We start from the raw sequence: 25,022 nt of genomic DNA on the forward strand, positions 1-25,022 counted from the left end.
GGAACGGCTCCGGCACCCGGGGGGACGCCCCTCGCCTCCCACGGCCCGGCAGTGTAGACATGGGCACATGGTCCGACTAATGGGTCGATCGGGAGAGCGGTCAACCCGTCGCCCCAGCGGTCCGTACGCTCGGCGGCGGCGGGAGACGGACCGGTCCCGGCGGGGAGAGACCACGGGACCGCGGGGCCCGGTGGCGGGTCTGCGGTCGGCGCTGACCGGGCGCAGCGTCGCCGGGCAGGTCTTCGTACTGAACGTGGTGATCGTGCTGCTGCTCGTGGTGGCGGCGGTGGTCGCGCTGGTGCTCCAGGTGCGGCACGACAGCGAAACCGAGGCCCGCAACCGTTCGGTCGCCGTGGCCGCCACGTTCGCCGACTCCCCCGGCATGGTCCAGGCACTGCGCGGTCCGGACCCCTCGGCGGTGCTCCAGCCGCGCGCCGAGGCGGCGCGCGAGGCGACGGGAGTGGACTTCATCGTCGTCATGAACACCGACGGCATCCGCTACACCCATCCCGAGCCCGACCGCATAGGCAGGAAGTTCGTCGGGGACATCGGCCCCGCGCTGGCCGGGCAGACGGTGACCGAGGAGATCACCGGCACGATCGGTCCGCTGGTCCAGGCGATCGTGCCGGTCACGGGGCCCGGCGGAGAGGTGGTGGGCCTGGTCTCGGCCGGCATCACCACGGAGAACGTGGGAGGCGCGGCCGACCGGCAGCTGCCGCTGCTGCTGATCGCCGCGGGCATCGCCCTCGCCCTCGCGACGGCGGGCACCGCCCTCGTCAGCCGGCGGCTGCTGCGCCAGACGCACGGTCTGGGGCCGCACGAGATGACCCGGATGTACGAACACCACGACGCGGTCCTGCACGCGGTCCGGGAGGGCGTGCTCATCGTCGACGGGGAGGGCACGCTGCTGCTCGCCAACGACGAGGCGCATCGCCTGCTGGACCTGCCCGCCGATGCCGAGGGGCGGCACGTCCTGGAGCTGGGCCTCGACCCGGACACGGCGGCGCTGCTGGACTCGGGGCGGGTCGCCACCGACGAGGTGCACCTGGTCCGGGACCGGCTGCTGGCGGTCAACCAGCGGCCCACGGACATCGAGGGCGGTCCGCCCGGCAGTGTCGCCACGCTGCGCGACTCCACGGAGCTGCGGGCCCTGTCCGGCCGGGCCGAGACCGCCCGGGAACGCCTGAACATGCTCTACGAGGCCGGTGTGGGCATCGGCACCAGTCTGGATGTCACCCGTACCGCCGAGGAACTGGCGGAGCAGGCCGTCCCCCGGTTCGCCGACTACGCCACCGTGGACCTGTACGACGCGGTCCTCGGCGGCGGCGAGCCGGAGCCGGCGACCCCGGTGCTGCGCACCGCGCTCAGCGGCATCCGCAGGGACATGCCCCTCTACCCGGTGGGCCGGCAGATCCGTTTCGTGGCCTCCTCCCCGCAGGGCCACACCCTGCGCACCGGCCGGCCCGTCCTGGAACCGCGCCTGGACCGGGAGAGCGGCTGGCGGGCACAGGATTTCGAACGGTCCGCGCACGTCCTGGAGCACGGCATCCGCTCGCTGATCACCGTGCCCCTGCGGGCGGGCTCCCTGGTGCTCGGGGTGGTCAGTTTCTGGCGCGCGGAGAAGCCCGAGCCGTTCGACGCGGACGACCTGACCCTCGCCGAGGAGCTGGTCGCCCGGGCGGCGGTCTCCATCGACAACGCGCGCCGGTACACGCGCGAGCACAGCATGGCGGTGACGCTGCAGCGCAGCCTGCTGCCGCGCACGCTGCCCGACCAGGACGCCCTGGACATCGCCTACCGGTACCTGCCCGCGCAGGCGGGCGTGGGCGGGGACTGGTTCGACGTTCTGCCGCTGTCCGGGGCGCGGGTCGCCCTCGTCGTGGGCGATGTCGTCGGCCACGGGCTGCACGCCGCGGCCACCATGGGGCGGCTGCGGACGGCGGTGCACAACTTCGCCACCCTGGACCTGCCGCCCGACGAGCTGGTCACGCTGCTGGACGAACTGGTCGGCCGCATCGACCAGGACGAGACGGCCGAGGCCGGCAGCGCGCCGGTCACCGGTGCGACCTGTCTGTACGCGATCTACGATCCGGTCTCCCGTGCCTGCGTGATCGCCCGGGCCGGCCATCCGCCGCCGGCCCTGGTCCGGCCCGACGGCAGCGTGGAGTTCCTGGACGTGCCCGCCGGCCCGCCGCTCGGGGTCGGCGGTCTCCCGTTCGAGGCGACCCAGCTGGAACTGCCCGAGGGCAGCCGGCTCGTGCTGTACACGGACGGGCTGGTCGAGGACCGGGAGCACGACATCGACGTCGGGCTGGAGCAGCTGCGCGGGGCCTTGGAGACGGCCGGGGAGTCGCCCGAGGAGACCTGCCGGGCCGTGCTCGACGTCCGGCTCCCGGACCGGCCCCGCGACGACGTCGCCCTGCTCGTCGCCCGCACCCGCGCCCTCGGCCCGGACCGGGTCGCCGAGTGGCAGGTGCCCTCCGACCCGGCGGCGGTCGGCCAGGTGCGCTCCGAGGTCACCCGGCGGCTGGCTCAGTGGGGGCTGGACGACCTGGCGTTCACGACGGAGCTGATCCTCAGCGAGCTGGTGACGAACGCCATCCGGTACGGCGAGGAGCCCATTCGTGTGCGCGTGCTGCACAACCGCAGCCTGATCTGCGAGGTGTTCGACAGCAGCAGCACCTCACCCCACCTGCGCTACGCGGGCATGACGGACGAGGGCGGGCGGGGCCTGTTCCTCGTCGCCCAGGTGGCCGAGCGCTGGGGCACCCGCTATACGTCGGCGGGCAAGGTGATCTGGGCGGAGCAGCCGGTGCCCTGACGTGCGGGGGCGTGTCCGGCACCGGCCAGGGACGACCACCGCACCGGCCGGCCCGACCGGCGTCCGGGCAGCACGCGGGCCGCGGAGCCGGCCGTACGCCGGGCTCCGCGGCCCCTGTCGTGCTTCGTCCGGTCCGGCGTCAGTGCCGGAACGTGTCCTTGGCCTTCTCCTTGGCCTGACGGGCGTCGCCCTTGGACTGCTCGGCGCGGCCCTCCGCCGTCATCCGCTCGTTGCCGACGGCGCGGCCGATCGTCTCCTTGGCCTTGCCCTTCGCCTGTTCCATCTTGCCCTTGGACTTCTGGTTGCGGGCCACAGCTGCTCACCTCGCGGCGTTCGTTCGACCTGCTCCTGTCGTGCGGGTCGCCCCGTACGACGAGGTCAAACCCGGCCGGCCGGGGTGATCGCGGGACCGCCGGGTAGGAGGACTGCACGAAGCAGACCCGCCGTCGACCGGGAGGACCCCATGGCCGGACTCATGGACCGGATCAAGCAGTTCGCGCGCAGCCCGCAGGGCCGCCGCGCGGCGGAACAGGTGCGCCGCGCCGCCGCTGACCCACGCCGCCGTGCGCAGGCGCAGGAGATGCTGCGGAAGTTCGGCAAGCGCCGCTGAGCGCGTGGCACCGGGCCGGCTCGCGGGAGCGTCTCAGCCCTGGCTGGCGTGGGTGTGGCTGTGGGACGCCTCCGGCGGGCAGTGTCCGCGCCCGTCGGAGCGGTCCCGCCGCCAGTCGACGACGGCCACGGCCAGCGCGCACAGCATGACCGCGACGCCGGAGCCGACCGACAGGGCCACGGCGCCCCGGTAGTCGTCGTGGGTGGCGTTCAGCACCAGGTAGAACAGCCCCGGCAGCACGGCGGTGCCCACGGCGCCGCCCACCCGTTGCCCCGTCTGCAGCGCGCCCCCGGCGGCGCCCGCCATGCGCACCGGGACCTCCCGCAGGGTCATCGTGACGTTCGGGGAGATGACACAGCCGCTGCCCAGACCGCCTACGAGCAGCGCCGGGGCCGCGAGCCAGGCGGCCATGTCCTCGGGGGCCAGCCACAGCACCAGTGCCGTCGTCCCCAGTCCGGCCATGACGGCCACGAGCCCGCAGACGGTCAGCAGCCGTCCCAGCCGGTCCACCAGCCGGCCCGCGACGGCGGCGGCGGTGGCGGAGCCGACGGCGAACGGGGTCACCGCCAGTCCGGACCGCAGGGGCGAGTAGCCCAGCCCGTTCTGGAAGAACAGCGCGAAGACGAGCCACACCCCGCTGAATCCGACGAAGTACAGGGCCGCCAGACTCGCGCCGGTGGCGTAGCCGCGGGTGCTGGTGAGCAGCCTGGGATCCAGCAGCGGCTCCCCGGCACGGCCGGCGACCCGGCGCTCCCACGCGGCGAATCCCGCGAGCAGCAGCAGGCCCATCGGGAACAGCCACCACAGACGGCGCACCCCGTCGGCCTCGGCGAGTACCAGCGGCAGCATCACGGCCAGGATCGCGGAGCCGAGGAGCACGACGCCCAGGGGGTCCAGGCGTCCCCGGCCGCCGGGAGCCACGCGGGGCAGCAGCCGGCTGCCGAGCAGCAGGGCGACGATCCCGACCGGCACGTTGACGTAGAAGATCCACCGCCAGCCCTGGGGGCCGTCGGCCAGGGCCAGGATCAGTCCGCCGACGACCGGGCCGACGGCGCTGGAGACGCCCACGGTGGCACCGAAGAGTCCGAAGGCCCGCCCGCGTTCCGCACCGCGGAACAGCTGCTGGATGAGGGCCGAGTTCTGCGGGGCCAGGCTGCCCGCGGCGACCCCCTGGGCCAGCCGGGCCACGACGAGCAGCGCGACGGTGGGCGCGGCGCCGGCGGCGGCGCTGCACACCACGAAGGCGGTCAGGGCGAGGAGGAAGACACGGCGTCTGCCGAAGGCGTCGCCGATCCGTCCGGCCGTCACCAGGGTCAGGGCGAACGCCAGGGCGTACCCGGAGACGACCCACTGCACGGCCGCGGGCGAGGCGTCCAGGTCCCGCTGCATGGACGGCAGCGCCACCGCGACGATCGTCACGTCGAGCAGGATCATGAATCCGGCGACCAGGGTCACCCACAGGGCCCGCCACCGGTTGGGGTCGGGCCGGTCCTTCGCCGGCCCGTCGCCGCGACTGCGTCCGCCCGTCCACGTACCGCGGTCCACTCGGGCTCCCTCCGCGCTCGGTGCGATCGGTCCGCACTCACGCCTGCGTCACCCGCGGCCGGGACTTCAAACCCGCACCATGAGATCCCATAAGCCGGCCTTATGGCCTCATAGACGGGACCCGCGTACCGACTTAGGGTTGCCTCAGCTTAGGCTTCCCGTCGAGTCGATCTGTCACCGCTCGAAGGGAACCTGAACATGCCCCGCCCTCTGCGGGTAGCCATCGTCGGATCCGGCCCGGCCGGAATCTACGCCGCCGACGCCCTGCTCAAGTCCGAGGTGGCCGCCGATCCCGGCGTGTCCATCGACATCTTCGAGCGCATGCCCGCCCCGTTCGGACTGATCCGTTACGGCGTCGCCCCCGACCACCCGCGGATCAAGGGCATCATCACCGCCCTGCACCAGGTGCTCGACAAGCCGCAGATCCGTCTCTTCGGCAATGTGGACTACCCGACCGACATCAGCCTGGACGACCTGCGCTCGTTCTACGACGGCGTGATCTTCGCCACGGGCGCCATGGCCGACCGGGCGCTGCCGATACCCGGGATCGACCTGGACGGCTCCTACGGCGCCGCGGACTTCGTCTCCTGGTACGACGGCCACCCGGACGTGCCGCGCACCTGGCCGCTGGAGGCGGAGAAGGTCGCCGTGCTCGGCGTCGGCAACGTCGCCCTCGACGTGGCCCGCATCCTCGCCAAGACGGCGGACGAACTGCTGCCGACGGAGATCCCGCCGAACGTCTACGAGGGCCTGAAGGCCAACAAGGCGCTGGAGATCCACGTCTTCGGCCGCCGCGGCCCGGCGCAGGCGAAGTTCAGCCCGATGGAGCTCAGGGAGCTGGACCACTCCCCGAACATCGAGGTGATCGTCGACCCCGAGGACATCGACTACGACGACGGCTCGATCGCGACCCGGCGCGGCAACAAGCAGGCCGACATGGTCGCCAAGACGCTGGAGAACTGGGCGATCCGCGACGTCGGCGACCGCCCGCACAAGCTGTTCCTGCACTTCTTCGAGTCGCCGTCGGAGATCCTCGGCGAGGACGGCAGGGTCGTCGGCCTGCGCACCGAGCGCACCGCGCTCGACGGCACCGGCAACGTCAAGGGCACCGGCGAGTTCAAGGACTGGGACGTCCAGGCGGTCTACCGGGCCGTCGGCTACCTGTCCGACCAGCTCCCCAAGCTGCCCTGGGACCTCGAGTCGGGCACGGTCCCGGACGAGGGCGGCCGCGTGATCCAGGAGTCCGGCGAGCACCTGCAGTCCACGTACGTCACGGGCTGGATCCGGCGCGGCCCGGTCGGTCTGATCGGCCACACCAAGGGCGACGCCAACGAGACGGTGGCCAACCTGCTGGACGACTTCGCGAACGGCCGGCTGCACACGCCCGACTCGCCCGGTCCGGAGGCCGTGGACGCCTTCCTCGCCGAGCGGAACGTCCGCTTCACCACGTGGGAGGGCTGGTACAGGCTCGACGCCGCCGAGAAGGCGCTGGGCGAGCCGCAGGGCCGTGAGCGCGTGAAGCTCGTCGAGCGCGAGGACATGCTCCGCGAGAGCGGCGCCTGAGCGGCGCGGACGCACACGGGCGTGGGCCCGGCGGGAAGGCCCGCCGGGCCCACGCCCGTCGGCCGGCCCGCGGCGGTCAGACCTCTAGCTCGCTCTCGATCCGGCGCAACTGGTGCCGGGCCATCGCCAGGTTGGCACGGCCGGAGTCGAGGACGAGGTACAGGAACAGCCCGTTGCCGCCGCGCCCCTTGAGCAGGCGGATCAGGTGGTACTGGGAGTTCAGGGTGATCAGGATGTCCTCGATCTCTTCCTTCAGACCGAGGTGTTCCATCGTGCGCAGTTTGGCCCGCACGACGTCGGTGTTGCCGGCGGCGGCGACCTCCAGGTCGAAGTCCTTGCTCCCGCCCAGCGTGCCGAGGGCCATGCCGCTGGTGTAGTCGACCAGTGCGGCGGCCGTCGCTCCGTCGATGGAGCTGAGGCACTCCTTGAGCGAGGTCTCCAGGTTGGTCATGCGTGGTTCCTTCCGTACGTGATCTTCGTGCGATCGGTGGGTGCTCGGTGGGTGAGCGGTGGATCAGACCGGCCGGCGATGGGCGCCGGCCTGGGGGCTGGGCTGGTGCTCGGGCCGCTGCGGTGTGCGCACCGGCAGGGTGCCGATGGGACGGCCGGCCGCGTCCGGGGCGGGCGTCGGCAGGTGCTCGCCGGGCGGGGCCGGCTCACGGCCGGGACCGGTCCGTACGGCCACCAGGCCGCCGATGCGCGCGCCGCTGCGGCGGCCCTCCAGGTGCAGCCGGCCCACGTTGACGCGGCCGTCCGCGAGCAGGGTGAGCACGGCGGCCGGACCGGCCGCGTAGGTGGCGACGTACCCGTCGGCCCCGCGCAGCAGCAGCTCGCGGAAGCCTCCGCGCGCGGTGGCCTCGGCCATGCGGTGCGCGACACCGAGGGCGGCGGCGGTGAGCGCGGCCAGCCCCTCGGGTTCGGTCCCCGGCGCGTCATGGGCCAGGACGAGCCCGTCGACCGTGGCCGCGAGGGACCCGGTCAGGTGGGGTACGCGGTTGCGCAGTCGGTGCAGTTCGTCCAGGACGTCGCTCTCGACGGCCATGAGCAGTCTCCTTTCGGCACGCCGGCGACGTGCGCGGATCACAGGGCCTCCAGGGCGTCTCGAAGCCGGCGCAGCAGGGCCGTGTCCGGGTCGTCCCACACGGCCGCGCCCGGGCCCGGCCGGTCCCGCGCCGGGGCGGGCTGGGCGGCGGTGACGAGTCCGTCGGCGGCCAGGCGGCGCAGTTCGACGAGGGTGTGGTAGGTGCGGCAGGCCAGTGCCGCGGCGATGTCCGCGGCGGTACGGACGCCGTCGACCAGCGCGAGGGTCCGGCCGCGCCGGAGGGGCAGGTCGCCGGAGCCGGCGTCGGCCACTCTCACGAGCGGCGCGGTGTCGATGCCGGGGTCGGGCCAGATGCGTTCCAGCAGCGCGCGGCGCCGTCTCGACTCGCGGACGACGACGTCCACGGGGACGGAGCGCACCGTGCCGAGCCAGTGCACGGCACCGGGCCTGAAGCGCCGGGGGCGCGTGTCGTGGGCGAGGACGAAGTAGGCGGCGTCGAAGAGGGCGCCGAGGTGGCAGACCTCCAGCGCACCGGCGGTGACCCGGCCGCTGTCGACGAGCCCGCGCCCGACCCGGTGGTGCCGTCCGCCCTCGTCGACCGCCTCCCACCAGCCGTCCGGCGCGACGGCTCCGCTGCGGGTGAGCAGGGTCGCGAGGTCCGGGGCGAAGGCCGACTCCGCGTGCACGACACGGCCCTCGGAGAGGTAGACGATGCCCCGCTCGCCGGACAGGGCGCCGGTCGCCCCTTCGGCCGCCAGCGCGCCGAGCGCGGCGGACGTCGTCGCGTGCGTGGCCCAGGCCGGGGTCCCTGCGGTCATCCGAGCACCAGTCGGTCGGCCATCTCGGCCAGGCGGATGCGGGCCAGGGCCAGGTTTCCGTCGTTGCGGTCCAGCCACAGGTGCAGGAAGACGGTGCTGTCGAACGGGGTGCTGACGAACCTCAGCAGGTGATAGGAGTCGGCGGTCGTGACGATCATGTCCTCGACGGGCGGTTCGTCGTCCCGCGGGGCCGTTCCACCGGCCGGTGCCAGGGAGCCGCTCTCCGCGACGTGACGGGCGAGTTCCGCGGTCTCGGCGGCCGTCGCCTCCAGGTCACCGCCCGGTGCGTCGCCCACCGCGCCCAGGGCGAGCCCGCTGATCCAGTCGACCAGCGACGCGCCCCGCGCGCCCGGCAGCCGCATGGCTTCCAGCAGACTCTCGTCGATTCCGGGCACGCCGGATCCCCTCCCCCTGGACGGCCGCACCGCTCCCCGCCGTACGACCGCACCGCGAACGTGACGCAGAGACTACGGAAGGTGCACGCATCCGGTGAGGGCTTTGGCATTTTCCAGAGGAACGTGCGGCCGGTACGGCACAATCGGGCCTTTCGGCCGCGCCGCCCCGTGCGAGCGGGAAGCGACACGCCGGTGGAGGCGTGGACATGGCGAGCCGGGCTACCCGTTCCGCATGGCCCGACTTCACCTCCCCCGCCTCGGGAAGCACGCGACCGGTGACGACCACGGCGAGGACCCGGCGCCGAGGGACTACGGCCCGGACGCCTCCACCGAGCGTGCCGCACCCGACTCGCCCACCGATCTGCCCAGGCGCTCCTGGTCCGCGCTGCTGCGGCGGGTCCTGTCCGAGTTCAAGGACGACGAACTCACCGACCGCGCCGCCGCGCTGACCTACTACGGGGTGCTGGCGCTGTTCCCGGCCCTGCTGGTGCTGGTCTCCCTGCTCGGCGTCGCCGGGCGCTCCGCCACCGAGGAGGTCCTGGACAACCTGCGGCGACTCGCGCCCGGATCCGTGCGGGACGTCATCTCCGACGCGGTGACACAGCTACAGGGCCAGGCCGGTCTGGGGTCGGTGCTGGCGGTGGTCGGCCTGGTCGGCGCCGTCTGGTCGGCCTCCGGCTACGTGGCCGCGTTCATCCGCGCGGCCAACGCGGTCTACGACGTCCCCGAGGGACGCCCCGTGTGGAAGGTGCTGCCGCTGCGCGTGGCCCTGACCGTGGTACTGCTCGTGCTCGCCGTGGTCAGCGCGCTCATCGTCGTGTTCACCGGCAGCCTGGCCGAGCAGGCCGGCACCGCGCTCGGCGTCGGGGACACCGCGCTGACGGTGTGGTCGATCGCGAAGTGGCCGGTGCTCGTCCTGCTGGTCACCGTCATGATCGCGATTCTCTACCGGGCCACGCCGAACGCCCGGGTGCGGGGCTTCAGGTGGGTCACGCCGGGCAGCTTCGTCGCCCTGCTGATCTGGCTCGTCGCCTCCGCCGGCTTCGCGTTCTACGTGGCGAACTTCGGCTCGTACAACAAGACCTACGGCACCCTGGCCGGTGTCATCGTCTTCCTGGTCTGGCTGTGGGTGACCAACCTCGCCATCCTCCTCGGCCTGGAGCTCGACGCCGAGCTGGCCCGGCAGCGCGTCATCGACGGCGGTCACCCCGCCGACCGCGAGCCGTACGTCGAGCCCCGCGACACCCGGGCCTGGGACGAGGCGGACCGGCGGCGCGCGTCACCGGAACGGTGACGCCCACATGGCCCGGGGCCGCGGGGGTACGCGGGGCCCATGACCGACGGCAAGACCCCCGAACCACCCAAGGACGAGGCCCGTACCGCGCAGGCCGCCCGGGCCTCGAAGGCCGAGGAGGAGCGCGCCGGGACCCGGCCCTTCAGCTACCGGTATCCGGAACGGCACGCCAATGTGCGCGCCACCCGGCACATCACCCGCGAGCAGGCCGACGCGGACAGCGTCCCCGGGGTACCGGGCGGCTACGGCACCACCGGCGGCGGCCGGAGCACGCCCCGGGCGGGCGAGGACACCGCCGACGAATCCGGAGTGACGGACATCGTCGGGGGCCGTGAGACCCGCTCGGGCGGCCGGAGGACCGGCCGGAGATAGGGCTCACGGCAGGATCGAGTCGACGTAACCGCCGTCCACGCGCACCGCGGCGCCGGTGGTCGCCGACGCCTGCGGGGAAGCGAGGTACACCACCAGGTTCGCGATCTCCTCCGGTTCGATCAGCCGCTGGAGCAGCGACTGCGGGCGGTGTTCGCGCATGAAGACCCGCTGCGCCTCGTCCCAGGGCAGGTCGCGGTCGACGAGCTGGTACACGAAGTCCTCGACGCCCTCGGTGCGGGTGGGACCGACGATCACGGAGTTCACCGTGACCCCGCTGCCCGCCGCCTCCTTGGCGAAGCCGCGGCTCACCGCGAGCAGTGCCGTTTTGGACATGCCGTAGTGGATCATCTCGGCCGGGATGACGACGGCCGAGTCGCTGGCGATGTACATCACCCGGCCCCAGCCCCGTTCCCTCATCCGGGGGAGATGGGCGCGGGTGAGCCGGACGCCCGAGAGGACGTTGATCTCGAAGTAGCGCCGCCACTCGTCGTCGCTGATCTCCAGGGCGGGCACGGCGCCGAAGACGCCGAGGTTGTTCACCAGGATGTCGACGTCCGGCAGCGTCCCGACGGCCCGGTCCGCGCCCTGTTCGGTCGCCAGGTCGGCCGCCACGGGCACGAAGTCGCCCTCCGGCACCGCGGTGCGCAGTTCTTCGACGCTCCGCTCCAGCCGGCCGGCGTCACGGCCGTTGACGCCCACGCGGGCGCCGGCGCGGGCCAGCCCGGCGGCGATCGCCGCGCCGATGCCCTGGGAGGAGCCCGTCACGAGTGCGGTCCGCCCGTCGAGGTCCAGGTTCATCAGGTCGCTCCTTGTCGTGCCGTACGGCCTGCGCCGTCGTCCCGCCCACCTTCGCCGACGATCCGCCCGCGGCACGGACGGCCGCACCGTGGCCGGTTCACGGCCCCCCGCTCGGCGGACCCCGAGTGGCTTCCCTTGACCTGCGGCGACGATACTGGCCTTCGCACGTGCCCCCGCTCCCAGATGGACTCATGCCGACCTCTCGCACCGCCCGAACCATGACTCCGCCCACGGTGTGGCCGGCTCGCGGCCGCCACGTCGGTACGGCGGCGGAGGACGTCGTACGGCACACCCTGCAGCAGCGCAAGGAAAGCCGGGCCATCGACGACTTCCTCGAACCGCCGGAGGACGGGACCGACGACGCACGGATCTTCGAAGCACGCTGGAAGGCGGCCGGTGCCGTCACCGTGCGCGCCCGGCTGATCATGGCGCCCGCCACGGCCGGCGGGCAGGAGTGGACCCTGCTGGCGGAGGCGGAGGAGGTCTGGGACCCGGCCTGGCCGTCCCCGGCGGCCATGTTCTGGCCCGACGATCCGGACGTCACCTGGGACCGCGACGCCGCCACGGGCCTGCGGCTGCGCGGGATCAACACCCTGCCCGACGACGACAAGGCGGTCCGCCGGCTGCTCAAGGACGCCGGGCACAGCCCGTGGAACATCCACGTCGTCGTGCACGAGGCGATGACGACCGACCACCGGGGCAGGGTGCCGCTGGCCGGGCGTCTGCCGGCGAGCCTGCGGCACCGCGTCGTGGAGCACCGCGCCGCGCCCCACCAACTGCGGGTCGTGAACTGGGCGCTGGACGACCTCGGCGTCCAGGTGCCGCGGGGCGGGGCCGTGGTGCTGCCCGGCAGCCCGGCGCCGTCGGAGTACGACGCCGGGAGGTTCTCCGTACGCACCGTCTTCCTGGACGGCTCCGAGCCCACCGAGCTGATCGCCGCGGTGACGGCCTTCGCCGAGCTGCCCCGGCCGCTGCCGGACGGCGCCGAGGAGGCGCTGACCGCGCTGCGGGAGGACTGGCGGCTGCTGACCCTGGAGGAGGAACTGGCCCGGGAGCGCAAGCTGGTGGCCATGTACGCCGAGGCGCTGGAGGCCATGACGAAGTCCCGGGACCTGTACCGGGAGGCGGCCGAACGGGCCAACGAGGCACTGGCCGCCTACCGCGACGCGGAACGGGCCGCCCCGGCGCCCCGGCCGGCCGTGCCGCACCCCGTCTCCCCGCTCCGCCAGCTCACCCGCACCCTGGAACGGTTCCGCGGCTCCGCGAAGACCCCGCGCCCGGCGCCCGGCGACGACTCGGCCGGCCCGGCCGCGGACACCGACCGGACGGCGTCCGAGGACCGGCCGGTCAGCTGAACAGCGGGAAGCGGTCGGCGTCGGCGCCCAGGGCGCGCCGCTCGGCCCGGGTCAGCGGCGTGCGCCCCGTGCCCGCGCGGGCGTAGTGCTCGTCGCTCCAGTCCAGGGGGACGGGCCGGCCCAGCAGGCCGTCGAGCGTGGCGCGGACCGCTGCCAGGCCGGCCGGTGACGGCCCCGGCGCGCCGGGCAGGGCGACGGTCAGGTCGAGGTGGTGGACGGCCGCCTCGACGCCGAGGGTGATCATCAGGTCGCCCGCGGTCAGGACGTGGCCCTGGGTGGCCACCGGCCGGTCCGGCCCGGTCGCCGCGGCGGCCCGCACGGCGGCCGCGGCCGTCTCCAGGTACAGCTCCTTCAGCTGACGGAAGTCCAGGAACATGCTCGCGGCGACGCGGTTCCAGCGCCGTCCGTGCGCGGCGCCGACGGGGTCGGGCGCCCAGTCCCGCCAGTACGTCACGGCGTCGCGGTCGGGCGGGTCGGTGGCGGGCGTGTGCAGGGCCACCAGGGCGCGCTGGGCGTCGCCGGTCAGATGGAAGAGCAGATCGCGCACCGCCCATCCGGTGCAGCCGGTCGGCCGCCAGGACTCCTCGTCCCCGAGCGGGCGGACGACCGCCGCCAGGGCCTCGTAGGCGTCGCGGACGATGCGGGCCGGTTCCGTCAGGTGGTCGATTCCCGTGCTCATGGCCGACACCCTAGGTGTCGCGTCGTCCGCCTGGCGGGCGGGTCCCACGGTTCCGGTGCGTGCTCCGGGGCCTCGCCGGCCGCGGGCCGAGGAGCGCCGGCCGGACGCCCGCTCACTGGTTCCCGGACGGCCGCCCGGCGCGGCGGTGGGGGCCCCGCCCACGCGAGCCAAGCCCGGCATGCCGGACGTCGCGCGGCAGAGGCGGCGTTGCGGACACCCCGTGGGCCGGGCCTCGCGGAGATCACCGGACGGCCGGGGAGCTGCCGACGTGTCAGCCCGCGGAACCTGGATACGCGGACCGGACAGCTGCTCGGCACGTCCCGGAAGGTCATCGACGCCATGGACAGCGATCGCGCGAGCGCCGGCTCCCGCTCCCCGGAGACCCACCACTCGGAGACCACGCTCCGGGTCAACGGCAAACCGCACACCCTCGTCGTCGACCACCGGCGCGTCCTGCTGGACCTCCTGCGGGAGGACCTAGGGCTCACGGGCGCCAAGAAGGGCTGCGATCACGGGCAGTGCGGGGCCTGTACGGTCCTGGTGGACGGCCGGCGCGTCAACAGCTGCCTGCTGTTCGCCGTCGCGCTGGACGGCAGCGACGTGACCACCGTCGAGGGCCTCGCCGGGGACGGCGAGGAGCTGCACCCGGTGCAGCGGGCGTTCCTGGAACGCGACACCTTCCAGTGCGGATACTGCACCCCGGGCCAGATCTGCTCCGCCGTCGGCGCGCTGGCCGAGGCGGCGGCCGGGCATCCCTCGCACGTCACGGACGCGGCCGCGCCCTCCGGCGAGCCCGTCCCGCTGGACCGCGACGAGATCCGGGAGCGGCTGAGCGGCAACCTGTGCCGGTGCGGTGCCTATCCGCGCATCGCCGACGCCGTGGAGGACGTGATCCCGTGAAACCCTTCGCCTACGTCCGGGCCGGCACCGTCGAGGAGGCCACCGACGCCTTCGCCGCCCATCCCGGCGCCCGCTACCTCGGCGGCGGCACCAACCTCGTCGACCTGATGAAGCTCGGCGTCGAGGCACCCGCCGCCCTCGTCGACGTCAACCGGCTTCCGCTGGGCGGCGTCGAGGAGCTGCCCGACGGTTCGCTGCGCATCGGGGCGATGGTGCACAACAGCGACCTCGCGGCCCATCCCCTGGTCCGCGACCGCTACCCCGCGCTGTCCCAGGCGGTGCTCGCGGGCGCCTCCGGGCAGCTGCGCAACGCCGCCACCACCGGCGGCAACCTGCTCCAGCGCACCCGCTGCCCGTACTTCCAGGACCTGTCCAAGCCGTGCAACAAGCGCGAGCCCGGCACCGGGTGCGGCGCGCTCCAGGGCGTGCACCGCGACCATGCCGTCCTCGGGTACTCCGACCAGTGCATCGCCACCAACCCGTCCGACATGGCGGTGGCGCTGGCCGCCCTCGACGCGAGTGTCGAGCTGTACGGCACCGAGGGCGCCCGCAGCGTGCCCGCCGCCGGCTTCCACCGGCTGCCCGGCGACCATCCGGAGCGGGACACCGAGATCCGCCCCGGCGAGCTGATCACCGGCGTGGTCCTGCCGGCCGGCTCGGCCGGGCCGGCGTCGGCGTACCGCAAGGCCCGGGACCGGGCGTCGTACGCCTTCGCCCTGGCCTCCGTCGCCGTCGTGCTGCATCTGGCGGACGGCGTGGTGGACCGCGTCGGGATCGCCTTCGGGGCGCTGGCGCACCGGCCCTGGCGGGCGCGGCGGGCCGAGGAGGCGCTGCTGGGCGCGGCGCCCACGACGGCCGCCTTCGAGCACGCCGTCGACCTGGAACTGGCCGCCGCCGAGCCGCTGCAGGACAACGCCTACAAGGTTCCGCTGGCCCGCCGGCTCGCCCTGGACGTACTGGGCCGGCTCGCGCCGCCGGCCGTGACCTGATGGAACCGGCGTCCACGAGGAGGACTCCATGACCGGCACCGAGACCGTCCTGGGCGCTCCCGCCGAGCGCCGGGAGGGGCGGGAGAAGGTCACCGGCACCGCCCGGTACGCCGCCGAGTTCGACTTCCCGGGCCGCGCCCACTGCCGGCCCGTTCCGGCGACGGTCGCGCGGGGCCGGGTGACCGGCATCGACCCCGGGCCGGCGCTCGCGCTGCCCGGCGTGCTCGCGGTGCTCACGCACGAGAACGCGCCCCGGCTCGCCGAACCGGACGATCCCGTCCTGGCCGTGCTGCAGAGCCCCCGGGTACCGCACCGTGGCTGGTTCGTGGCCCTGGTGGTCGCCGAGACCCTGGAGGCGGCCCGGGCCGGGGCGGCCGCCGTCCGCGTCACCTACGAGGAGGAGCCCCACGACGTGACGCTGACGGCGTCGCATCCGCAGGCCTATGTGCCCCGGGAGGCGAACGGAGGCTACCCGGCCGTGAGCGAACACGGCGATCCCGATGCCGCGTTCGCCTCGTCGGCGACCCGGGTGGACGTCGAGTACCGGGTGCCGCCGCTGCACAACCACCCCATGGAACCCCATGCCAGCACCGCGTTCTGGGACGGCGACCGGCTGGTGGTGCGCACCTCCAGCCAGGGCACCAACGCGGTGCGGGCCGCGCTGGCCGCGATGTTCGAGCTGCCCGAGGACCGGATCTCGGTGACCGCCGAGCACGTCGGCGGGGGCTTCGGCTCCAAGGGCACGCCCCGCCCCGACGTGGTGCTCGCCGCGATGGCGGCCAGGCACACGGGCCGTCCGGTCACGCTCGCCCTGCCACGCCGCTTCCTGCCCGCCGTCGTCGGCCACCGCGCGCCGACCCTGCAACGGCTCCGCCTCGGTGCCGGGGCCGACAGCCGGCTCACGTCCCTGGTGCACGAGGTGACGACGCAGAGCTCGCGCGTCAAGGAGTTCGTGGAGCAGGCCGCGGTGCCCTCGCGCGTGATGTACGCGGCACCCCACAGCCGCACGCTGCACCGGGTGGCCCGGCTGGACGTGCCCACGCCGTCCTGGATGCGCGCACCGGGCGAGTCGCCCGGCATGTACGCGCTGGAGTCCGCCATGGACGAGCTCGCCGCCGAGCTCGGCATGGATCCGGTGGAGCTGCGGATCCGCAACGAGCCGGAGACCGAGCCGGACAGCGGCAAGCCCTTCAGCAGCAGGCATCTCGTGGAGTGTCTGCGCGAGGGCGCCCGCCGGTTCGGCTGGTCCGGGCGCGACCCACGGCCCCGGTCGCGCGCCGAGGGGCCCCTGCTGGTGGGTACCGGGGTGGCCGCGGCCACGTATCCGGTGCTGGTCGCGCCGTCCACCGCGTCGGCGCAGGCCCTGCCCGACGGCGCCTTCCTGGTGCGCGTCAACGCCACCGACATCGGCACGGGGGCCCGCACGGTCCTCGCGCAGATCGCGGCCGACGCCCTCGGCGTGCCGCTGGAGCGGGTCCGCATCGAGGTGGGCAGCAGCGACCTGCCGGCCGCGACGCTGGCCGGCGGCTCGTCCGGCACCGCCTCCTGGGGCTGGGCCGTGCACGGGGCGTGCGTCCGGCTGCGGGACCGGCTGGCCGGGCACTCGGGGCCGCTGCCCGCGGAGGGCGTCACGGCGACCGCCGACACCTCGGGCGAGGCCGACGCGGACAGTCCCTGGTCGCGGCATGCCTTCGGGGCGCATTTCGCCGAGGTCGCGGTGGACACGGTCACCGGTGAGGTACGGGTGCGCCGGTTGCTGGGCGTGTTCGCGGCGGGACGCATCCTCAACGCCCGTACGGCGCGCTCCCAGTTCATCGGGGGAATGACGATGGGCCTGGGCATGGCGCTGACCGAGGACAGCACGATGGACCCGGCGTTCGGCGACTTCACCCAGTCCGACCTGGCCTCGTACCACGTGCCCGCGCACGCGGACGTGCCGGCCGTGGAGGCGCACTGGGTCGAGGAGGACGACGCCCATCTCAACCCGATGGGCAGCAAGGGGATCGGCGAGATCGGCATCGTGGGGACGGCGGCGGCCGTCGGCAACGCCGTGCACCATGCCACCGGTGTCCGCTTCCGTGAACTCCCGCTCACTCCGGACCGGGTGCTGACCGGTCTGCTCGGACACGAGCACCCGGCGGGCACGTTGGGTGCCTGACCCGAGCGGGTCGGGTCAGGCCAGACGCCCGGGCCGGCCTCCGGCTCAGCGGCGGGGCCGGGGCGACCCGGACGCGGGGGTCGCCGGCAGCGGCGGTTCGTGGGCGGGCGGTCAGTCCGCGGCGCGGCTCGCCCGGGCGATCGGGCGCGCCGGCCAGGGCCTGTCCGGCGCCTGCCGGGCACTCCGTACGCACAGGGCGGTCAGCGCGACCAGCGAGGCGCACACCGCGACGGGAACGGCGATCCAGGTCGGCGCGAGCGTCAGTTCCACCGCCGGGGAGACGCGCGCGGAGGGCGCGGCACTGCCGTACTGCTTGGCCATGGCCAGGGCCGCCGGTCCGACGACGGCCGCGGCGAGCATCGGTACGGCCGGCCGCACCGTCAGCAGCAGGGCGAGCACCAGGCAGAGCGCCGACAGACCGAGGGCGAGTCCGTAGGCACGGGGGGACGCGCCGTTCTGGTGCAGCGGGAAGTAGGCGACCCCGCACCCGGCGAGGGCGGCGACGGTGAGCCTGGTCGGCCAGACCGGTCCCCTCGCGGGGTGCCGCCCGGCGCGGTCGCGCGCCGGGCGCGGGTCCCTTCGGCGTTCCCGGCGGGCTCGGATCCCCGCACCCGGCACAGCGGTGAACCTCGACCACCGGCGGGCCCGCTGCGGCGCCCGCGCGTCGCCGGTCTCCTCCGGGAGCGGTGGGAGTGCGGCCGCCGGCCGGTCCGGGTGCGCCCGTCCGTTCTCGGCCAGGCGTCCGATCAGCCGCACCAGGTCCTCGACGGGCCGGCCGGTGGCCGCGGCCCGCACGGCCTCCTGGCCGCAGTGCGGTTCCAGCGGCGTCCGGTGCAGCAGTTCCATCAGCCGGGACACCTCCTCCACCGAACGGCATGCGGCGGCGGCGCGGATCGCCTCGTCCGCGCTGTCGGGGCTGCGCGGCGGCCGGGTCAGCAGGCCGGCCAGCCGGGTGACGTCCTCGACGGAGCGGCTCACGCCGACCGCGCGGAGGGCGTCGACGGTGGCCCGCGCGTGCTCGGGGGACCGCTCCAGCGTCGTGATGAGGTCGGCGACGTCCTCCAGCGGCCGGTCGGCCACGGCGGCCCGCACCAGGTCGCCGACGGGGTCGCCGTGGGCCGCCGTCGCCGCGTCCGGAGGGGCGGGCTCCGGAGTCGGGCACTGTTCGTCGAGGATGTCCGGGAGGTCGTCGTCGGGGGCTATGACGTACTCGGACGGACGGGCGGATGACGAGCCGGTGGTCATGATCTCTCCGTGGGATGGGATGCGGCCGCTCCTGCGTCCCCGACCTGCGACACGCGACTTGGTCACCATTTCTAGGCGCGCCCGCCGCGCTGTGCCACTCGGGGTGGGCCACGGGGAGGAGAGAGCCGTCGCACAGCCATATCGGCGGCCCGAGAGGGAATCCAGAGAGTGGGGGCGTGCGCCACGGCACGACGAGAAGGGGCGGGGTGGGTAGGACCGTGGCGCTTCCGGCCGGCCCGGTGCGCAGTCCGTGCACCCGGCGGCGTACCGATCCTCGCTCCGCGCACTGTGCGCGGCCTCTCGGCGAGCTGCGGCGGACCGCGGGCCGCCGCCCGGGCGCGAGCGGGCCCCACGACTACGCTGCGTAAGGAAACCATTCACTCGTTCGATTCGTATAAGTCTCTGGAAGCCGAAGGAAGTCGGCGGACCAGGCGACGGCGCACAGGGACCATCGCTTGATCGGCGCAGCACCGACGAGGGAGAGACGATGCAACCGTTCGCGCTCAACTACGCACGGCCCGCAGTGGAGTTGGAAGCCACCACTCCCTACGTGTACGACAGCGGGCTGCAGTTGAACGTACTCCTCGACGGGCGCGTGGCCGCCTGTGACCACGCCCTGCTGAGGGAACTGGGGACCACGACGTCCACCGCGGGCTCGAAGACCCACTTCGACGACTGAACACGGACCGTCGAGAATGACCGTGCTGATCCTGACCTCTGACGAGGACGTCACGGCCGACATGGTCGTCGTGCACCTGAACGCGGCGGGGGTGCCGGTGGTCCGCCTGGACCCGGCCGACCTGACGGCTTCCGTCTCGCTCTCCGGGGAGTTCGTGCACGGCTCCTTCCGCGGCCATCTGTCGTCCGGGGGCCGCCTGGTGAGCATCGGCGGGCTGCGCTCGGTCTGGGTGCGCAGACCGGGGGATCCGGCCGCTCGGGCGGCCACGCCCTCGGCATGGCTGACCGAGGAGTCGGCCCAGGCGCTCTACGGCATGCTCCGCGGCTGCGGGGCGCGCTGGATGAACCATCCCGACGCGGCCCGCCGGGCCCGTCACAAGCCCTGGCAGCTGCGGCTGGCGCAGCAGTGCGGCCTGCCCGTTCCCGCCACGCTGATCACGACGTTCCCGCGGGCGGCCCGGGAGTTCGCCGAGCGCTACCCGGATCTGGTGGTCAAGCCCGTGTCGGGGGCGCATCCACAGGATCCGCCCCGGGCCGTGCCCACCAGCAGGGTCTCCCCGGAGGCCGACTTCTCGGCCGTCGCCCTCGGCCCGACGCTGCTGCAGCGGCGGGTCGCCAAGCGGGCCGACATCCGCCTCACCGTGGTGGGCGACCGGTTGCTGGCCGCGCGCAGGACCGTCGCCGCGGGGCCGGACGCCGACGAGGTGGACGTCCGTTTCGACCCGTCCGGCGAGCCGTGGCGCCCGGCCGAGGTGCCGCCGCGCGTCGCCGAGACCGTCCGCGCCTACATCCGCGAGGCCGGACTCGCCTACGGCGCCTTCGACTTCGCCGAGGACGGCGACGGGACCTGGTGGTTCCTGGAGTGCAACCAGTCGGGGCAGTTCGGCTTCGTCGAGGTGGACACGGGCCAGCCGATCGCCCGCACCATCGCCGAGTGGCTGGCCCGGCCCGGGCCCGGGGATCAGGCGCCCGCCGACGACGCGCGGAGCACGGCCCGTTGAAGGAGCCCCGTCAGTGGTGGCGCGGGCCGGGCAGCAGGGCGGTGCGCTGCCAGCCGTTGCCCGGGGACGGCGGGCGCTCGGCGCCGGGCCCGTGGCCGGGAGCGTGCAACGGGCGCAGGACGACCTCCAGTTCCCGGTTCACGCGCTCGGCCTCCCGGCGCACCTGCGTGGGGACGTCACCGCATTCGGCGACGAGTCGGTCGTAGATGGGGGAATCCTGGAACACCCGTCAACGTGCCTTTCGTGTCGTCCGCCCCCGCACGGAGGCGCGCCCGAGAAGTCTAGGCGTCCGTCCACCGGGTGGGTGCATCTTCCACCGATGAGGTGACATGACCTCGGGCACGGTCTCGCGGGGGGCGGACGGCCCGGTTCGCCGGCCGCGAGCGCGGGCGGACTCCGCGGAGGGAGGTGTCACACGGCCAGCGGCAGGTCCTTCTCCCCTTCGGCCTCCGCCGCCTCGGCCACGGCGGTCCGTCCCTTGGCGAGCAGCAGGGCGTCCGCCTTGGCCACCGCGTCGTGGATGCTGGTCGTCGCCATCATCACGCACAGGGTGTAGCTCACGTCCGCCAGCTCGCGCGCCGTCGCCGGCCTCTCCCGCTCCGCCTGAGCGATCCGCAGCGACGCGTAGCGCGTCAGCACCTCTCTGACGACCTTCGGGTCCGGTTCGAGCACGTAGCGCCCCTCTCTCGATTTTTCGCTGCGTATGCCCGGACACAGCCGAAACATTCACATCATGCGCGCCCCCGCTTCCGATTGACCGAAATCTTTCGATTCCTGACCGATCATCAATCAAAACGGAGGACGAAGCAGTCGAAAGGGGATGCAACAACGGCACCCGGCGCACCGGCCGGCCGGATCACCCTCCGCGCACCAACTCCCGTTCGACGACCGCGCGGAAGCCGTGCGGCGGCCGGCCGGTGAGGCGCTCGACGACGTCGGTGGTCCGGTCCTCGGCCCCGTCGGCGATGGCGCGGTCCATGCCGGCCAGCATCGCGGCGAAATCGGGCGGCACCTGCGCCGTGAGGCGGTCACGCATCTGCTCGTAGGTCAGGCGGCGGTGGACCACCGGCCGGCCGAGCACGTCGCCGAGGATCGCCGCGACGTCGTCGTAGCCGAGCGCCTCGGGCCCGGTGAGGATCAGGTCCGTGCCGGGGGCGTCGTCGTCGGTCAGCGCACGTACGGCGACGGCCGCGATGTCATCGGCGTCCACGAAGCCGACCCTGCCGCTCCCGGCGGCCGTCATGATGACACCCTCCTCGCGGATGCTGACGGCGTGGGCGTGCGTGCCGGTGAAGTTCTGCATGAACCAGGACGGCCGCAGCACCGCCCACTCGTCGAACAGGCCGGGCAGGGCCGCGTGCACCGCCCCGACCGCCGGGCCGCCCTCCGGGATGGCCGAGGAACTGAGGAGCACCACGCGGCGCACACCGGCGGCACGGGCCCGCCGGAGAAAGGGCAGCATGACCGCGGCCGGGTCGCCGTCGCCCACGGGCGGGACGAGGTGGACGCGGTCGGCCCCCTCCAGGGCGGGGCCGTGCGTGCCGGGGTCGTACCAGTCGAAGCGGACCGGCTCGGCGCCGGGGAGCGGGGTCGCACGCCGGCTCGCGGCCCGCACGCGGTGACCGGCGGCGATCAGCCGGGCGGCGGTACGGCTGCCGGTCGTGCCGGTGGCCCCGGTGACCAGGACGGTTCCGGTGGTGCTCATCGGGCGCTCCCGGCGAAGTCGGCGCCGGCCTGAGCGGCGACGAGGGGGTTCCAGTAGTCGCGGTAGTGGGCGATGCGCCCCTCGCGGACGGTGACCACGGCGATGTAGGTCGCCTCGAAGGGCGCGCCGGTCTCCACCAGGCGGCCGGCACCGCGCATCTCGACCACGATCACCTCCGGGTCGGCGGTCCGGTGGATCCGCACGTCGGGGAAGTCGTGCAGGTCGATGTGGTCCGGGTAGTGGCGCATGTAGGCGGCGACGGCCTCCCTGCCCTCCAGCCGGACCGGCCAGCCCTCGGGGGCGAAGGGGAATTCCATGACGCCGTCCTCGGCCCACAGGGCGACCCAGTCGGGGATGTTCTTGTCCAGCAGCAGACGCAGGCTGTGGCGGTACAGCTCCGCCGGGGGCATGTGTGCGGGCATGGGTGTCCCTCTCCAGTAGAATCCGGACTTCAGGTCCGCTTTAAACAATACGGACCACCGGTCCGCTTTGCAAAGGAGCAGGCACGTGCCCGAGCGCAAGCCCCGCAAGGACGCCGTCCGCAACCGGGCGGCCGTCCTGGAGGCCGCCGACGCCCTCTTCGCCCGCTGCGACCGCCCCGACGACGTCACCATGGCCGACATCGCGGCGGAGGCAGGCGTCGGCAAGGGGACGCTCTTCCGGGCCTTCGGCGACCGCGTCGGCCTGATCCGGGCGCTGTACGAGGCGCGCCTGGAGCCGGTCGAGGAAGCCGTCACGTCGGGCCCGGCGCCGCTGGGCCCCTCCGCCCCGCCGCACCTGCGCGTGCCCGCGCTCCTCGACGCCCTGCTCTGCTTCAAGCTCGACAACCGCCATCTCGCGCTGGCCCTGGAAGGGACCGGCAGCGACAGCCCGTACGGGGCGGCGCACTACGAGCGCTGGCACGCCCTGCTGCGCGGCCTGCTGGAGCAGGTTCCCGGCCACGGCGACGGCGGCTTCGCCGCCCATGCGCTGCTCGCCGCCACCCGGGCCGATCTCGTGGAGCACCTGGCGGGCCGTGAGTCCGTGCCGCGCGACCGCCTGCGGGCGCAGCTGGCGGACTTCACCGCCGGCGTCCTCGGCACCCGGCGGGAACCGGCCTGACCGCTCCCCGGTGCGCCCCGATGAGGGCTTCCGGCTCGGTTCGCGGCGGGCCCCGTCCGGCTGCGGCCGCCGGACGGGGCCCTGCGGCAGAAATCCCCGTCAGGCGACCTGACCGCTGTGCAGGGCCGTGTACGCCCCTCCCCTGCGCAGGAGTTCCTCATGGGTGCCGGTCTCCTCGATCCGGCCGTCCCCCATCACCACGATCCGGTCGGCGCCGCGCACGGTGGACAGCCGGTGCGCCACGACGAACGTGGTGCGTCCCCGCAGCAGCCGGGCGAGCGCCTGCTGGACCAGCGCCTCCGACCGGGTGTCCAGGGCCGACGTGGCCTCGTCCAGGATCAGTACCTTGGGGTCGCGGATCAGGGCGCGGGCGATGGCCAGGCGCTGCCGCTGCCCGCCGGACAGCCGGGCGCCGTGCTCCCCCACGAGGGTGTCGAGGCCCTGGGGCAGCCGGTCGACGAACTCCAGCGCGTTGGCGTCGCGCAGCGCCGCGCGCACCGTCTCCTCGTCGGCGTCGTCCATGCCGTACGCGACGTTCTCCCGGATCGTGCCGTCGAAGAGGATGGACTCCTGCGGCACCACCGAGACGAACCGCCGGTAGGTGCGCAGGTCCAGGGTGTTCATGTCGACGCCGTCGAGCAGCAGCCGGCCCGAGGTGGGGCGCAGGAAGCCGATCACCAGGTTGAGCACGGTGGACTTGCCGGCGCCGGACGCCCCCACCAGCGCGACGGTCTCGCCGGGTTCGACCGCGAGCGTGAAGTCCCGTACGGCCGGCCGTCCGTCGCCGTCGTAGGCGTGGCCGACGTTCTCGAACGTGACGGCCCCGCGCAGCGAGGTCAGCTCGGCCTTGCCCTCGTTGTCCTCCAGTTCGGGCGCCTGGAGCACCTCGCCGACCGAACGGACGGACTCCAGGCCCTTGGTGATGACCGGGGCCAGCCCCGCCAGCGTCGTCGTCGAGTTGGTGAGGGTGGTCAGGAACGCGCTGAGCATGACGACATCGCCCGCGGTGACGCCCCAGACGTCGTAGTACGAGATCAGCGCGGCACCGGCGAGGACCAGCACACCGACCACGTTGAGCACGACCCAGGCCAGCGAGCCGAACCGGCCGTTGACCAGGTCCAGTCGCAGTCCGGAGGTGAGCAGGCGGTGCAGCGTGCCGTCCATGCGGCGCAGCGCCTTGCCCTCCAGGCCGTGGGCGCGGGTGACCGGGATGAGCCGGGTCATCTCCGTGACCCGGGAGGAGAGGGTCTCGACCTCGTGGCGGAAGTGCTCGTTGTGGGTGCGCAGCCGTGCCCTGAGCCGGGCCACGAGAAGGGAGGCGGCGGGCACCACGACGAGGAAGACGGGCAGGAACTCCGGTGTCCGCACGGCGATGATGACCAGCCCGCCGGTGAGGACGGTCAGCGCGCCGAGCCCGGTCTCCGCGGTCTGCTGGACCATCTGCTCCACGGTCTCCACGTCCCGGACGACCTTGGCCTGCAGCACGCCGGCGCTGACGCGCGAGTGGTAGCCGATGGAGAGCTGCTGCATGCGCGTGCACAGCGCGGAGCGCAGAGCGGTGCCCATCCGGCGGACGCTGCCGTACAGGAGGCGGACGTACAGCACGTGCAGCGGGTAGTTGACCACCAGGATGAACATGATGATCCCGGTGCTGGTCCACAGGTCGCCGATCGGGCCGTGCTGGACGACGGTGTCGATGATGGACGCGGTGATCAGGGGCAGCAGCCACACGGGGCTGTGCTTGACGGTGAAGACGACGACCGCCCCGGCGAGGCGGCGGCGGTCGGCGCGGAAGAGATAGAAGAGCGTGCGTATCGGGTGCTCACCGCGGTACCGGTGGTCGAGGGGTCTTTCCAACGACGACGCCATCGGCGTGGTCCTCCTGGTCGCCAAGATCTGGGGCAAGCGCTTTCTTACCCCGTCGGCCAGGAGTGCGCCACACCGTCGCGTACG

26 protein-coding genes are annotated in these 25,022 nt (G+C 73.9%); 12 read left to right on the forward strand and 14 right to left on the reverse strand.

The window, feature by feature from the left end; all coding sequences use genetic code 11:
• Positions 1-67 precede the first annotated feature (67 nt).
• On the forward strand, positions 68-2,821 hold the full coding sequence (locus tag H0H10_RS29780) for a SpoIIE family protein phosphatase (RefSeq protein ID WP_188184243.1): 2,754 nt from the start codon (positions 68-70) through the stop codon (positions 2,819-2,821).
• 139 nt (positions 2,822-2,960) lie between these two features.
• Here H0H10_RS29780 and H0H10_RS29785 read toward each other — a convergent pair whose 3' ends face one another.
• A complete protein-coding gene (locus H0H10_RS29785) occupies positions 2,961-3,134 on the reverse strand; it encodes a CsbD family protein (RefSeq protein WP_188184244.1) in 174 nt (57 codons plus the stop codon).
• A 150-nt stretch (positions 3,135-3,284) separates the two neighbouring features.
• Here H0H10_RS29785 and H0H10_RS29790 point away from each other — a divergent pair, with 150 nt between their 5' ends.
• Positions 3,285-3,431, forward strand: coding sequence for a hypothetical protein (locus H0H10_RS29790; RefSeq protein WP_188184245.1), 147 nt, complete (start codon positions 3,285-3,287; stop codon positions 3,429-3,431).
• A gap of 33 nt (positions 3,432-3,464) precedes the next feature.
• On the opposite strand, the gene H0H10_RS29795 is transcribed toward H0H10_RS29790, so the two are convergent.
• The gene (locus tag H0H10_RS29795) at positions 3,465-4,976 is read right to left on the reverse strand and encodes an MFS transporter (protein ID WP_188184246.1); all 1,512 of its coding nucleotides are present in this window, start codon (positions 4,974-4,976) and stop codon (positions 3,465-3,467) included.
• A gap of 198 nt (positions 4,977-5,174) precedes the next feature.
• On the opposite strand from H0H10_RS29795, the gene H0H10_RS29800 reads away from it, so the two are divergent.
• Positions 5,175-6,539: an FAD-dependent oxidoreductase gene (locus H0H10_RS29800; protein WP_188184247.1), complete on the forward strand. Its 1,365-nt coding sequence runs from the start codon at positions 5,175-5,177 to the stop codon at positions 6,537-6,539.
• A 76-nt stretch (positions 6,540-6,615) separates the two neighbouring features.
• Here the strand turns inward: H0H10_RS29800 and H0H10_RS29805 are convergent, their stop codons facing one another.
• From H0H10_RS29805 to H0H10_RS29820, 4 genes are all read right to left on the reverse strand, one after another.
• Positions 6,616-6,990, reverse strand: coding sequence for a roadblock/LC7 domain-containing protein (locus H0H10_RS29805; protein ID WP_188184248.1), 375 nt, complete (start codon positions 6,988-6,990; stop codon positions 6,616-6,618).
• 63 nt (positions 6,991-7,053) lie between these two features.
• A complete protein-coding gene (locus H0H10_RS29810) occupies positions 7,054-7,581 on the reverse strand; it encodes a roadblock/LC7 domain-containing protein (RefSeq protein WP_188184249.1) in 528 nt (175 codons plus the stop codon).
• Positions 7,582-7,619: 38 nt separating this feature from the next.
• Positions 7,620-8,399 carry a hypothetical protein gene (locus tag H0H10_RS29815; RefSeq protein WP_188184250.1) on the reverse strand — a complete coding sequence of 260 codons (780 nt, stop codon included), beginning with the start codon at positions 8,397-8,399 and terminating at the stop codon, positions 7,620-7,622.
• A complete protein-coding gene (locus H0H10_RS29820) occupies positions 8,396-8,794 on the reverse strand; it encodes a hypothetical protein (RefSeq protein WP_188184251.1) in 399 nt (132 codons plus the stop codon). Before H0H10_RS29820 ends, H0H10_RS29815 begins: the two co-directional genes overlap by 4 nt.
• A 232-nt stretch (positions 8,795-9,026) precedes the next feature.
• Between H0H10_RS29820 and H0H10_RS29825 the strand changes: the two genes are divergently transcribed.
• Both H0H10_RS29825 and H0H10_RS40275 read left to right on the forward strand, forming a co-directional pair.
• Positions 9,027-10,088 (forward strand): YihY/virulence factor BrkB family protein, encoded by a 1,062-nt coding sequence (locus H0H10_RS29825; protein WP_188184252.1) that lies wholly within the window; start codon positions 9,027-9,029, stop codon positions 10,086-10,088.
• Between the two features lie 39 nt (positions 10,089-10,127).
• Complete coding sequence (locus tag H0H10_RS40275; protein WP_223180630.1) at positions 10,128-10,460, forward strand: hypothetical protein; 333 nt, start codon at positions 10,128-10,130, stop codon at positions 10,458-10,460.
• Positions 10,461-10,463: 3 nt separating this feature from the next.
• Here H0H10_RS40275 and H0H10_RS29835 read toward each other — a convergent pair whose 3' ends face one another.
• Positions 10,464-11,258 (reverse strand): SDR family NAD(P)-dependent oxidoreductase, encoded by a 795-nt coding sequence (locus H0H10_RS29835; protein WP_188184253.1) that lies wholly within the window; start codon positions 11,256-11,258, stop codon positions 10,464-10,466.
• A gap of 191 nt (positions 11,259-11,449) precedes the next feature.
• Between H0H10_RS29835 and H0H10_RS29840 the strand changes: the two genes are divergently transcribed.
• The gene (locus H0H10_RS29840; protein ID WP_188184254.1) at positions 11,450-12,613 is read left to right on the forward strand and encodes a hypothetical protein; all 1,164 of its coding nucleotides are present in this window, start codon (positions 11,450-11,452) and stop codon (positions 12,611-12,613) included.
• Here the strand turns inward: H0H10_RS29840 and H0H10_RS29845 are convergent.
• A complete protein-coding gene (locus tag H0H10_RS29845; RefSeq protein WP_188184255.1) occupies positions 12,606-13,292 on the reverse strand; it encodes a maleylpyruvate isomerase N-terminal domain-containing protein in 687 nt (228 codons plus the stop codon). The genes H0H10_RS29840 and H0H10_RS29845 overlap by 8 nt on opposite strands.
• Positions 13,293-13,631: 339 nt before the next feature.
• On the opposite strand from H0H10_RS29845, the gene H0H10_RS29850 reads away from it, so the two are divergent.
• Genes H0H10_RS29850 through H0H10_RS29860 form a run of 3 tightly spaced genes read left to right on the forward strand, consistent with a single transcriptional unit; the run spans position 13,632 to position 17,339 of the window.
• On the forward strand, positions 13,632-14,192 hold the full coding sequence (locus H0H10_RS29850) for a (2Fe-2S)-binding protein (RefSeq protein WP_188184256.1): 561 nt from the start codon (positions 13,632-13,634) through the stop codon (positions 14,190-14,192).
• Entirely contained in the window at positions 14,189-15,181 is a 993-nt protein-coding gene (locus tag H0H10_RS29855) for an FAD binding domain-containing protein (protein WP_188184257.1), read from the forward strand. Before H0H10_RS29850 ends, H0H10_RS29855 begins: the two co-directional genes overlap by 4 nt.
• 28 nt (positions 15,182-15,209) lie before the next feature.
• Positions 15,210-17,339: a xanthine dehydrogenase family protein molybdopterin-binding subunit gene (locus tag H0H10_RS29860; protein WP_188184258.1), complete on the forward strand. Its 2,130-nt coding sequence runs from the start codon at positions 15,210-15,212 to the stop codon at positions 17,337-17,339.
• 111 nt (positions 17,340-17,450) lie between these two features.
• On the opposite strand, the gene H0H10_RS29865 is transcribed toward H0H10_RS29860, so the two are convergent.
• Entirely contained in the window at positions 17,451-18,584 is a 1,134-nt protein-coding gene (locus tag H0H10_RS29865) for a hypothetical protein (protein ID WP_223180631.1), read from the reverse strand.
• Positions 18,585-19,071: 487 nt separating this feature from the next.
• On the opposite strand from H0H10_RS29865, the gene tgmA reads away from it, so the two are divergent.
• Positions 19,072-19,263, forward strand: a complete 192-nt coding sequence (gene tgmA / locus H0H10_RS29870; protein ID WP_003978169.1) for a putative ATP-grasp-modified RiPP — start codon at positions 19,072-19,074, stop codon at positions 19,261-19,263.
• Positions 19,264-19,279: 16 nt separating this feature from the next.
• Positions 19,280-20,263, forward strand: a complete 984-nt coding sequence (tgmB, locus tag H0H10_RS29875) for an ATP-grasp ribosomal peptide maturase (protein WP_188184259.1) — start codon at positions 19,280-19,282, stop codon at positions 20,261-20,263.
• 10 nt (positions 20,264-20,273) lie between these two features.
• Here tgmB and H0H10_RS29880 read toward each other — a convergent pair whose 3' ends face one another.
• The 4 genes from H0H10_RS29880 to H0H10_RS29895 form a co-directional block, all read right to left on the reverse strand.
• The gene (locus H0H10_RS29880) at positions 20,274-20,489 is read right to left on the reverse strand and encodes a hypothetical protein (protein ID WP_188184260.1); all 216 of its coding nucleotides are present in this window, start codon (positions 20,487-20,489) and stop codon (positions 20,274-20,276) included.
• A 185-nt stretch (positions 20,490-20,674) separates the two neighbouring features.
• Positions 20,675-20,935: a DUF5133 domain-containing protein gene (locus H0H10_RS29885; RefSeq protein WP_188184261.1), complete on the reverse strand. Its 261-nt coding sequence runs from the start codon at positions 20,933-20,935 to the stop codon at positions 20,675-20,677.
• Positions 20,936-21,119: 184 nt separating this feature from the next.
• On the reverse strand, positions 21,120-21,968 hold the full coding sequence (locus H0H10_RS29890; protein ID WP_188184262.1) for an NAD(P)H-binding protein: 849 nt from the start codon (positions 21,966-21,968) through the stop codon (positions 21,120-21,122).
• Entirely contained in the window at positions 21,965-22,390 is a 426-nt protein-coding gene (locus H0H10_RS29895; protein WP_188184263.1) for a nuclear transport factor 2 family protein, read from the reverse strand. Before H0H10_RS29895 ends, H0H10_RS29890 begins: the two co-directional genes overlap by 4 nt.
• Positions 22,391-22,475: 85 nt before the next feature.
• Here H0H10_RS29895 and H0H10_RS29900 point away from each other — a divergent pair, with 85 nt between their 5' ends.
• Positions 22,476-23,069 carry a TetR/AcrR family transcriptional regulator gene (locus tag H0H10_RS29900; protein ID WP_188184264.1) on the forward strand — a complete coding sequence of 198 codons (594 nt, stop codon included), beginning with the start codon at positions 22,476-22,478 and terminating at the stop codon, positions 23,067-23,069.
• Positions 23,070-23,168: 99 nt separating this feature from the next.
• On the opposite strand, the gene H0H10_RS29905 is transcribed toward H0H10_RS29900, so the two are convergent.
• Positions 23,169-24,938 (reverse strand): ABC transporter ATP-binding protein, encoded by a 1,770-nt coding sequence (locus H0H10_RS29905; RefSeq protein ID WP_188184265.1) that lies wholly within the window; start codon positions 24,936-24,938, stop codon positions 23,169-23,171.
• Positions 24,939-25,022: the final 84 nt, after the last annotated feature.

Origin of the sequence: Streptomyces griseicoloratus (assembly GCF_014534645.1) — a bacterium.
GTDB classification, from domain to species: Bacteria; Actinomycetota; Actinomycetes; order Streptomycetales; family Streptomycetaceae; genus Streptomyces; species Streptomyces griseicoloratus.

Bases quoted from the DNA above. Each gene is read 5' to 3' on its own strand.
- H0H10_RS29780 (WP_188184243.1), top strand. From the start codon at position 68: ATGGTCCGACTAATGGGTCGATCGGGAGAGCGGTCAACCCGTCGCCCC.
- H0H10_RS29790 (WP_188184245.1), top strand. From the start codon at position 3,285: ATGGCCGGACTCATGGACCGGATCAAGCAGTTCGCGCGCAGCCCGCAG.
- H0H10_RS29800 (WP_188184247.1), top strand. From the start codon at position 5,175: ATGCCCCGCCCTCTGCGGGTAGCCATCGTCGGATCCGGCCCGGCCGGA.
- H0H10_RS29805 (WP_188184248.1), bottom strand. From the start codon at position 6,990: ATGACCAACCTGGAGACCTCGCTCAAGGAGTGCCTCAGCTCCATCGAC.
- H0H10_RS29810 (WP_188184249.1), bottom strand. From the start codon at position 7,581: ATGGCCGTCGAGAGCGACGTCCTGGACGAACTGCACCGACTGCGCAAC.
- H0H10_RS29815 (WP_188184250.1), bottom strand. From the start codon at position 8,399: ATGACCGCAGGGACCCCGGCCTGGGCCACGCACGCGACGACGTCCGCC.
- H0H10_RS29825 (WP_188184252.1), top strand. From the start codon at position 9,027: ATGGCCCGACTTCACCTCCCCCGCCTCGGGAAGCACGCGACCGGTGAC.
- H0H10_RS40275 (WP_223180630.1), top strand. From the start codon at position 10,128: ATGACCGACGGCAAGACCCCCGAACCACCCAAGGACGAGGCCCGTACC.
- H0H10_RS29835 (WP_188184253.1), bottom strand. From the start codon at position 11,258: ATGAACCTGGACCTCGACGGGCGGACCGCACTCGTGACGGGCTCCTCC.
- H0H10_RS29840 (WP_188184254.1), top strand. From the start codon at position 11,450: ATGCCGACCTCTCGCACCGCCCGAACCATGACTCCGCCCACGGTGTGG.
- H0H10_RS29845 (WP_188184255.1), bottom strand. From the start codon at position 13,292: ATGAGCACGGGAATCGACCACCTGACGGAACCGGCCCGCATCGTCCGC.
- H0H10_RS29850 (WP_188184256.1), top strand. From the start codon at position 13,632: ATGGACAGCGATCGCGCGAGCGCCGGCTCCCGCTCCCCGGAGACCCAC.
- H0H10_RS29860 (WP_188184258.1), top strand. From the start codon at position 15,210: ATGACCGGCACCGAGACCGTCCTGGGCGCTCCCGCCGAGCGCCGGGAG.
- H0H10_RS29865 (WP_223180631.1), bottom strand. From the start codon at position 18,584: ATGACCACCGGCTCGTCATCCGCCCGTCCGTCCGAGTACGTCATAGCC.
- tgmA (WP_003978169.1), top strand. From the start codon at position 19,072: ATGCAACCGTTCGCGCTCAACTACGCACGGCCCGCAGTGGAGTTGGAA.
- tgmB (WP_188184259.1), top strand. From the start codon at position 19,280: ATGACCGTGCTGATCCTGACCTCTGACGAGGACGTCACGGCCGACATG.
- H0H10_RS29890 (WP_188184262.1), bottom strand. From the start codon at position 21,968: ATGAGCACCACCGGAACCGTCCTGGTCACCGGGGCCACCGGCACGACC.
- H0H10_RS29895 (WP_188184263.1), bottom strand. From the start codon at position 22,390: ATGCCCGCACACATGCCCCCGGCGGAGCTGTACCGCCACAGCCTGCGT.
- H0H10_RS29905 (WP_188184265.1), bottom strand. From the start codon at position 24,938: ATGGCGTCGTCGTTGGAAAGACCCCTCGACCACCGGTACCGCGGTGAG.